Below are 8,610 nucleotides of genomic sequence, written 5' to 3' on the forward strand. Positions count from 1 at the left end.
ATCCATATTTATTTATAGAAAAGCTTGATCGTTCATAAAAATCATCAGAACTGCAATTGTTTATTGCTTGTTTCTGATGATTTTTTTGATAGTTACGCAAAGATATTCAGGGTATGAATAATTCGGGATAAATTCTCGTTTAAAACTCCAATCATTTAAAAATTCGCGAACCTCCGGTGATAAGGAATAATCTGACTCACTCGCCTGAAGAAGTGGAGCAGCACCAAACCTCTTCCGCTCTGACTGTTTAAGAAAGACAAGACTTAAAATTCGTTCCATAGATCCAATGACTGCTGGATCAGTCGAAACACCTTTTAAGGATAATAGTTGTACAAATTCATCTCTAGATATAAAACCTCGTTCAACCAACACTTCAAGTAAGTACAGCTCGTGGGGCCGTTTTCCATCGAGAATCTCAAATGTCAGAAACTCTAAAATACGAGCCTTATCATCTGAAAAATGAAGTGCTTCTGTTGAAAACTTGGAAATAACTTGGTAATAAGCACGAAAACTATTGTTTTCAAAAAAGATCAACGGATCCACCTGATTATTTTTAAGAAAATCAATCATCCTCGGAATTCTTCCCAATCGATTTTCTAAATCTTTAAAAGAATTCCTTAACATAGCCATTGAAGAAAGATTGGTATTTGTAATTGCTTCAAAAATCTGTTTCTGCGCTATCGCTTCAAAGTTCACGGTTGTCAGCCCTTTAATTGCAGCAGCATCTCTAACTTCGCGGCAATAGTTCTCCTTATTCATTGATTGATCTCCAAATAGGGCAATTGGAATCAAATAATTATTCTTATAGTTACCAATGAAATCAATTATGGTGACAAATTCCTTCTCGGAATGCTTTCGGAGTCCTCGTCCCAACTGTTGAACAAACACAATACTCGATTGAGTATTTCGCAACATAACAACTTGGTTGACACTTGGAATATCAATTCCCTCATTGAAAATATCAACTGTAAATAGATAGAAAAGTCTACCCTCCTCTAGATCTTTAACAGCTTGGTAGCGAGTCGCCTGTGAATCATCACCATCCAAGGACTGTGATGGCCACCCATGTTCTGTAAAAAGTCTAGCTAGCTCTTTCGCCTCGTCTTTACGTGAACAAAATACTAGCCCTTTTACTTGCTCACCCGAGTAACCGTAATAGTTAATTTTCTCAATCAAATGCCTGAGCCTAGCTGACGAAATCAAACGATTGAAATCGGCTGTATCATCTAACAACTCACCATCCACCTGAATATCCGTAACCCCATAATAAATAAAGGGGCATAGTAGATCATTATCTAGCGCTTCTTGAAGTCGAATTTCATAGGCCACTTGATAATCAAATAACTCATAAATATTTTGACCATCCGTCCGTTCCGGGGTAGCTGTCATTCCAAGAAGAAAATCAGGATCAAAATGCTCCAAAATTTTCTTATAGGAGCTCGCACCAGCTTTATGAACCTCATCAATCAATATATAATCAAAATAATCCGCCGCAAAACGATTCAAATGCTCATTCCGTGACAATGTTTGAACCGTCGCAAACAAATAAGGAATCTTACTAACATCCAATTCTGGTTTATAAATTACCGCTTGCCCATCTTCAAATCCAATGACTTCCTGAAAACTCTCAATTGCTTTTTCTAAAATTTGCTCTCGGTGTACTAGAAATAAAAAACGATCCGGCTTATAGTTCCTAACATCGAAAGCTGCAAGGTAGGTTTTCCCGGTCCCCGTAGCACTAATCACCAAAGATTTTTTCTCACCCAATAATCGCTTCTGTTCCAAAGCCGTCAACGCAGAAACTTGCATCTTATTGGGTTCCAATCTTGTGACATAGCTTGATTTCGCGGATTCCTCTACCTCAATAAAGATTCTTGTTTTGCGCTTCTGACTATATCGCTCTATTACCTCATTAGTCAGCAAGGTTGATTGATCCCAGATTCTAAAAAATTCAGTTTTACTAGCTAAAATTAAGTCTCCGTATTCCGTAGAGGTTAGTTTAATGTTCCATTCATAATTTTTCTTCAAAGCATTTCCGGTTAAATTGGAGCTTCCAGTTATTAGAACTTGCCTCATTCCTTGATCAATTAGATAGACTTTTGAATGCAGCTGTAGAGTTTCTGGTGCCAGACGAACTTCTACATTTTTTAACTTCAACAATTCCTTCATTGCTAAAGGATCATTAAAGTCTAGATATGGAGAGATTAAAATTTTACCTCGAACACCTCTATCATTCAAATCCGATAACTGACTCTTAATCAAAGCAATCCCAGATTGAGTAACAAAAGCCACTGAAAAATAAAAACTGGTCGCCTTTGTCAGTTCCTCCTGCAAATCAAGCAAAACATAGCGTTTTGTTTCATCCTGATTGATCAAAAGTTTAGGTGCATGGGACTGATTTTGCGCAAATTGATTATGAATAAAACTAAATTTCAGGGATTCTAACAAATCTTTCTCAAACCGAGTGGTACTAGTCATACATTCTACCTTTCATCAATACCTTACATTATTATCCTATGCCTCTATTCTTACGTCAATAGTAAACAGAAAAAGAACCTCAAAATGAGATCCTTCCCTAAAATTATTCATCAAATCTTTCGAATACGGAAAACCGGACGTACGGTTTCGATTATATCCGCCTACCACTCATACTCATCCAACAGCCCATAATCATCCACCAAGCTATCCAAAAACTCTTGGGATTCCCTGAAATCATAGGACATTCTTTTTCCTTTTAGTTTCCCTTCATCCACCATCTTTCCAACTTCCAGCAAAAATCTCATACAATTGTCTATGTGATTTTTATAGGTTGAAATAATTCCGATCAGTTCCTTAATCTCCATTCGGGATTTTCGATTCCTTTGGCTTTCCTCATAAACTTCATAAATTCCAGATAGGATAGCAATAAATTCTTCATCCATTCGGAAGAAAGTATCAAAAAATTTTTCATCTAACCATTGATCCAAGTCCCAAGATAAATCTGCCACCAACTCGTATCCATATAAAATTTCAGAAAATTCATCTGCCAAATGAACATTCAAGCGCAGAAAACGGTTTGCCAAATCCTGCCTATCACCATCCAAATCTAAGCGTGTAAAGGAAACGTCCAATAAATGTCTGTGTACATCATCCATCAAGCGTAATCGAGCACTTTCTTTGAAGTCCTCAGATGGATCCTCTTTGATCGCCTTTTCTAATTGTTCAAGAATATCGATAAGGTCCCAAAGCTGCTCCTTTTTTTCTTCACGTATCTCTTCAGTATCATCGACCTCATAACGAGGAAGATCTTTTAATGTTGTGGCTTCTAATTCTTTCAATTTAATTCTATAAAAGACATTAGCTTTCATGTTCATTAGCTCCTTCCAAAAAAGGGAAAGGACTTTTCTCCTTTTCCCTTTTTACTTGCATTCTATCTTCAAAGTGCTATTATAGTGTTATAAGAGGTGGTCTAACGACCACCCTGTAGAACCGTTTAAGACGGTGACTCATGTTGACTAAAAAGCATTAGCCATCATCTCGTCAAAGTAAGACGGCTAATGCTTTTTGTGTTTTCTGCTGAATAAGTCGAGATAGAGACGCATCAGATTGATCACAAATGTACCAATCTTCAGTGTCCACTCGATTATCTCTACGAGAGACAAAAAACTTCTCCTTTCTTTTAGGATAGAAATGGTCGCCTGCGTTATTTCGCATAGGCCTCACCTTCCTTCGTAAAATCGAGGAGTCACCGTCTTAACTTTTCTACTCTTCCATCTTAACAAATTCATTTAGAAAAAGGAAAGATTTACCTGTTTCTAAAACAAAGATTTTCATATATGTTTTATACTCTAGAATTAACATCTTTGTTTGTGTTTTGTTAAAACGTTCCACGTTCGTTTATTCAACAACTCGAAAAAAGCGTCGTAATAATTGCCCCATATTAGTATAAGGGTTTTGGATAAATGTCTTAGTTGTATAGTGCCCTGAGTTTTCAATCGCTTTCCGAAAAGAAGTTACAATTTTTTCTATATATCTTTTATCCGTTTTGCAATATCCTCGACCTATTTCCTTCTCCAAAGCACCATATAATTGTCTACGGGACATAGAAGCAGTTATACTTCTATAATGTGATAACAACCAAAGTTCAAAACACTCATTTGAACAGTAGAAATCATAGCCTTCTTGTTTACACAGATTCTCTAATTTTAATAAATCTGCATTTGGGGTGTCATCCTTGTCCACTAAAATACAAATTTCAACTGGAGAATTCTTAAAATCATGGTTTTGATAACGATTACGAACATGGTAAAAAAGATCCAACCCTTGTTTTCTCAAAGACTTAACAACTAGTTTCTTACCATCAACTGTCCCTACCAAGCTTTTTAAGCAATTCCAGTAAATTATTTCTGTCTCACCTTCAGTATAGACATGAATTTGCGGGGGATTTTTCCTCCTAGTACTTGCTCTTCTTCCCATCTAATTTACTCCTTCAAAGCTTGTCGTAACTTCATTTTTAACACATCAGGAACTGCCCCAAACATACCATTTTTATAACGTTTGAGATAAGAATAGTCACGTCTATTTTCCTCTGATCTAAAATCATAAATTGAGAATAGATCAGATTCCCCACTATTCTCCCTATCTGTTAAATAAATTTGTTCCTTTTTAAAATCACAATCCATCAAAGCAAGTTCATGACTAGTGAGTATGAACTGATTTTGATTTTCTTCACAATTAAATAAATCTATCAAAGATTTTGACAACTCTAAATGTAAAGAATCATCAAATTCATCAATTAGAATGGTTTTTCCTTCAAATGATAAAATGATTATCGCTAGTGCAATTAATTTCTGAGTTCCATCTGACTCATCTCCTAATTTTAGAGTGAAGTATTTATCATCAACGAAATCTCCCGAAAATTCATGCCGTAGAAGCATATCATAATGCTTAAACTCTGATCTTTTATCTAATAAAAAACTCAGCTCACTTTCAATCTTCGAAATTGACTCAACAACTTCAAAATTAGAAATATTTATATCGGCAGCTTGTAAGAAGTTTAAAAACCTTTTTTTAAAATTTTTCTTACGTTGAAGTCGATGTAATTGTTTCAAAAGCGGGCTGATGTCTTTTGATATAAAAATTAAATTATTCCTAAACCAGCGATATACATTTAAACAATGATCATCGTTAAATGCCTTCCCAACACCTAAAAATAAGTTATCCTTCCGAGCTCTAGACGTTAATTCTAATAATTCTTTATTACCAGATGTATAACTTAATTTCGTACGATGAAAATATATTAGAAATTCCCCATTCTCTTCTATCTCCAGTTTCTCATCAACTATCTCATCCGGAAGATATTTAACACTATAACGATAAACCATCTTATTTTCTAGAATAACAACTTGTAATTCAATTGGAGTTAATTTCATACCATAGCTCGGAAATGGATTTTCTTGCGTGTCATCCTTTATCACCAATCTTCGAAAGACTCTCAAAGATTTCAATAAGTTACTTTTACCTGAAGCATTTGGTCCAAATAAAATTGCACTCTTCAATATACGATGAGAGTTATATTTAGAAAATTCATTTTTCTTTTTAGTACCTTTTACGGCCTCCATCGAAAAGTAACCTTTATTTCTATAAGAATATATGTTCTTAAATTGAAACTCTAACAGCATATCACACCTCCTAAAAAACGATTTTTCGTATTTTGATTATACTATGTTTAGCGTAAGAGTTCCAGAGATTATATAAGATAAATAACAAAATCTCTAGATCAAAATGGACTAGTTTAATTGGGTAATAAAATGTCTAAATAGCCTCAAACTCTATTTAGTTACTCTCTGTATTCAGAAAAACCAACTCATTTTGAAAGATTGCAATCCCTTTCTCAAAACTACAACCATCCTTCAATGATTAAAAATGTTGATTTATTAAATAAACTTTCTATCCCCTCAAAATTTTAGAAACATTTGAGAAATGCTTGATGATTATTTGAATCTTAGAACTTATAATAAAAGTATAGATAAATAACGGACAAGGAGGGTATCATGGAAAATGTACTAACAATCAAAGATCTCAGTAAACGTTTTGGGCAACAATCAGTTCTTAACAATGTCACTCTTACCATTAAAAAGGGAGAGATTTATGGCCTTATCGGAAAAAACGGAGCGGGTAAAACCACCCTCATTAAAGTTTTCACGCAACTGATCCAAGCCAATCAAGGGAACATTTCCCTCTTTGGTTCCCAAACCACCCAAGAATGGACCAAAACTCTAGGGCGAATTGGCTCCGTTATCGAAACACCTGTAGCTCACAACCATTTGAGTGCCCGACAAAACCTAATTTACTACTGCAAGGCTCGCCATATTCCAAATGCCGAGGAGGTTGCCGATGAAGTTCTAACCTATGTGGGACTAGCAGATGTTGGTCCTAAAAAGTTTAAAAGTTTCTCTCTGGGAATGAAACAACGATTTGGAATTGCTCTGGCACTGATTGGAAAACCCGATTTTCTTATTTTAGATGAACCAATCAACGGTCTAGATCCTCTGGCCATCAAAGAGTTCCGTCAGCTCATCAAACGACTGAACGAAGAACAGGGGATTACCATGCTCATCTCCAGCCATATTCTATCAGAACTCTATCAGGTTGGTAATCGTTTCGCCATCATCGAGCAGGGACAGATTATTTCAGAAGTCAGCAAGGCTAAATTCGATGCTCAGAGTCAGGATTATATCATCCTTAAAACTCCACAGATTGCAGAAGCAAGTCTGGTTTTAAAGGACACTCTCCAACTCCAAATCAAGGTAATGGAAAGCAATGAGGCTATCCATATTTTCGGTCAGTCTGAATTAATCAAAGACATCACGCGCATCCTGGTGAACGAGAACATCGATATCGATGAGATTTATTACAAACGTCAAAACCTGGAACACTACTTCACACAACTGGTTAAATAGGAGGCTCCTTCATCTTTCACACTGTTAAAGCAGATTTCTACCGTCTCCTTCATTCCAAAGGCTTTTGGATTACAGAAGGATTGCTCCTCATCAATGTGGCACTCGCAAGTGTCTTAGGGATTGTAGGCCAGGTCGCCACTTCTAGTTCTGAAACGGCATCTCCTGTCTACGAAGCTTCATCATGGACAGGATTTGGATCACTCGTAAATTTATCCAGTAACCTGTCCGTTACCACCATTTTCACCTTAATTATCCTCAGTTTATTAATCGGAGTTGATTTCAGCCAGAAGCTCTACAAAAACAGCTTGACTACTGGAATTTCCCGAATTGAATATTTTCTTTCTAAAACCTTTGTTCTTATTGTCGTTTCTTTTGCTCAGCTAATCCTCGCCTACCTTCTAGCCTTTTGCTTTGGCAGCTTGGCTCACGGAATCGGAACCATGCCAGAACATTTCTGGATGACCTTTGCTCAGACCATTGCAGTACAAGTTCTTTGCAGCCTAGCCTGGATTAGTATCGCCATGTCCATGCTTTATCTAACCCACTCCATCACCAGCATTTTTGTAACCTACATTCTCAGCACTATAGTGCTCGGATTGCCAGTTGCCCTCTATCCTAAGATCGAGCTCTTCCACTATTTCGCCCTCGCAGCAAACTATGATTTAGTTACAGATACAAGTTTCTTCCTAACCATGTCACTCGTCGCCCTATCCTTCTTCCTTATTTTTTCCGCCTTTTCTTACCTCTTTTTTAAAAGGTAAGATTTGTAAAAACAACCCAAAAAAGCTCCGATTGGAGCTTTTTTGGGTTAAAGAAGAATTTGTACCGAAAACCAATCTCCCTCTGTACTTAAGCGCATGTCTCCTCCTAAGAGTTGGGTTAATTGCTGACAAATATACAGACCTAGACCAGAAGACTCCTCCGTGTCAGACATGTTCTCAGAATAAAACCGGCTGGTTAATTGATCCAAATGTTGAATGGGCTGTTGTACCTGATTACTAAAGAGCAATTCAAGCCCCTGCTCAGTCTGACTTAAACTCAAACGAGCTTGTGTTTTACCATGTTTCAGAATATTCCCTAGTAAATTTTGACACAACCGGCCGATGATTTCCGGATCCGCTTCAAATTGAATCCCCTGATTTATTCTGAGATCCAGATCAATACCTCGTTCCCTAAAAACATCATAGTAATTCATGACCAGCCTTGTTACTTCCTGGGATAGATCAAACTTCTGAAGCTGAGGTTTGGCAACTCCTTCCATTAATCTCCGGTACTCCATTAAGGCTTCCAAACGGTTGGAAACCACAAACAGATTGTTGGCAATTTTTTCTAAAGTGGCCCTATCCAACTCTTCTTTCCGCAATCCTAGTTGCGTATAGCCACTCGCAACCGTCAAGGGAGTTCTGATGTCGTGAGAAATATTATTGATGGCCATGTCCAAGGTCTGCTTCTCCTGCATCGCTATCAAACTTGTCTGTTCCACACGTTGAAAGAGAGACTCGATTTGACGGCCCAACGCTAATAGAGGCTTCATCTGAAATTTTAATACTCAGTTAAGTTCAAAATCTGAAACCAACCATTGTCTTCGGACAATGGTTTTTAAATCTTCCCAATGTAAACCTCTAATGACTGTTTCTAATTGATCGATGACTGCTTCAAGTGAAGAAAA

Annotated in this window: 6 protein-coding genes and 1 pseudogene; 2 read left to right on the top strand and 5 right to left on the bottom strand. The window is 36.9% G+C overall.

What is annotated here, in order from left to right:
- Positions 1-60: 60 nt before the first annotated feature.
- The 4 genes from I2503_RS08430 to I2503_RS08445 form a co-directional block, all read right to left on the bottom strand.
- On the bottom strand, positions 61-2,478 hold the full coding sequence (locus tag I2503_RS08430) for a DUF3427 domain-containing protein (protein WP_196967666.1): 2,418 nt from the start codon (positions 2,476-2,478) through the stop codon (positions 61-63).
- 161 nt (positions 2,479-2,639) lie between these two features.
- On the bottom strand, positions 2,640-3,347 hold the full coding sequence (locus I2503_RS08435; RefSeq protein ID WP_196967667.1) for a hypothetical protein: 708 nt from the start codon (positions 3,345-3,347) through the stop codon (positions 2,640-2,642).
- Between the two features lie 529 nt (positions 3,348-3,876).
- The gene (locus I2503_RS08440) at positions 3,877-4,455 is read right to left on the bottom strand and encodes an RloB family protein (RefSeq protein ID WP_196967668.1); all 579 of its coding nucleotides are present in this window, start codon (positions 4,453-4,455) and stop codon (positions 3,877-3,879) included.
- Positions 4,456-4,460: 5 nt separating this feature from the next.
- Positions 4,461-5,660, bottom strand: coding sequence for an ATP-binding protein (locus I2503_RS08445; protein WP_196967669.1), 1,200 nt, complete (start codon positions 5,658-5,660; stop codon positions 4,461-4,463).
- Positions 5,661-6,032: 372 nt separating this feature from the next.
- Here I2503_RS08445 and I2503_RS08450 point away from each other — a divergent pair, with 372 nt between their 5' ends.
- Together I2503_RS08450 and I2503_RS08455 are read left to right on the top strand one after the other, a co-directional pair.
- Complete coding sequence (locus tag I2503_RS08450) at positions 6,033-6,941, top strand: ABC transporter ATP-binding protein (RefSeq protein WP_196967670.1); 909 nt, start codon at positions 6,033-6,035, stop codon at positions 6,939-6,941.
- Positions 6,942-6,952: 11 nt separating this feature from the next.
- The gene (locus tag I2503_RS08455; protein WP_196967672.1) at positions 6,953-7,702 is read left to right on the top strand and encodes an ABC transporter permease; all 750 of its coding nucleotides are present in this window, start codon (positions 6,953-6,955) and stop codon (positions 7,700-7,702) included.
- Positions 7,703-7,749: 47 nt separating this feature from the next.
- Here the strand turns inward: I2503_RS08455 and I2503_RS08460 are convergent.
- Positions 7,750-8,490 (bottom strand): annotated as a pseudogene (locus I2503_RS08460) (HAMP domain-containing sensor histidine kinase); the annotation flags it as partial.
- Between the last annotated feature and the right edge of the window lie 120 nt (positions 8,491-8,610).

Source organism: Streptococcus sp. NLN64, from assembly GCF_015831295.1.
In the GTDB taxonomy this organism is placed as follows: domain Bacteria; phylum Bacillota; class Bacilli; order Lactobacillales; family Streptococcaceae; genus Streptococcus.

What these genes read in the sequence shown, in the direction of transcription:
- I2503_RS08430 (WP_196967666.1), bottom strand. Translation starts at nt 2,478, where the DNA reads ATGACTAGTACCACTCGGTTTGAGAAAGATTTGTTAGAATCCCTGAAA.
- I2503_RS08435 (WP_196967667.1), bottom strand. Translation starts at nt 3,347, where the DNA reads ATGAAAGCTAATGTCTTTTATAGAATTAAATTGAAAGAATTAGAAGCC.
- I2503_RS08440 (WP_196967668.1), bottom strand. Translation starts at nt 4,455, where the DNA reads ATGGGAAGAAGAGCAAGTACTAGGAGGAAAAATCCCCCGCAAATTCAT.
- I2503_RS08445 (WP_196967669.1), bottom strand. Translation starts at nt 5,660, where the DNA reads ATGCTGTTAGAGTTTCAATTTAAGAACATATATTCTTATAGAAATAAA.
- I2503_RS08450 (WP_196967670.1), top strand. Translation starts at nt 6,033, where the DNA reads ATGGAAAATGTACTAACAATCAAAGATCTCAGTAAACGTTTTGGGCAA.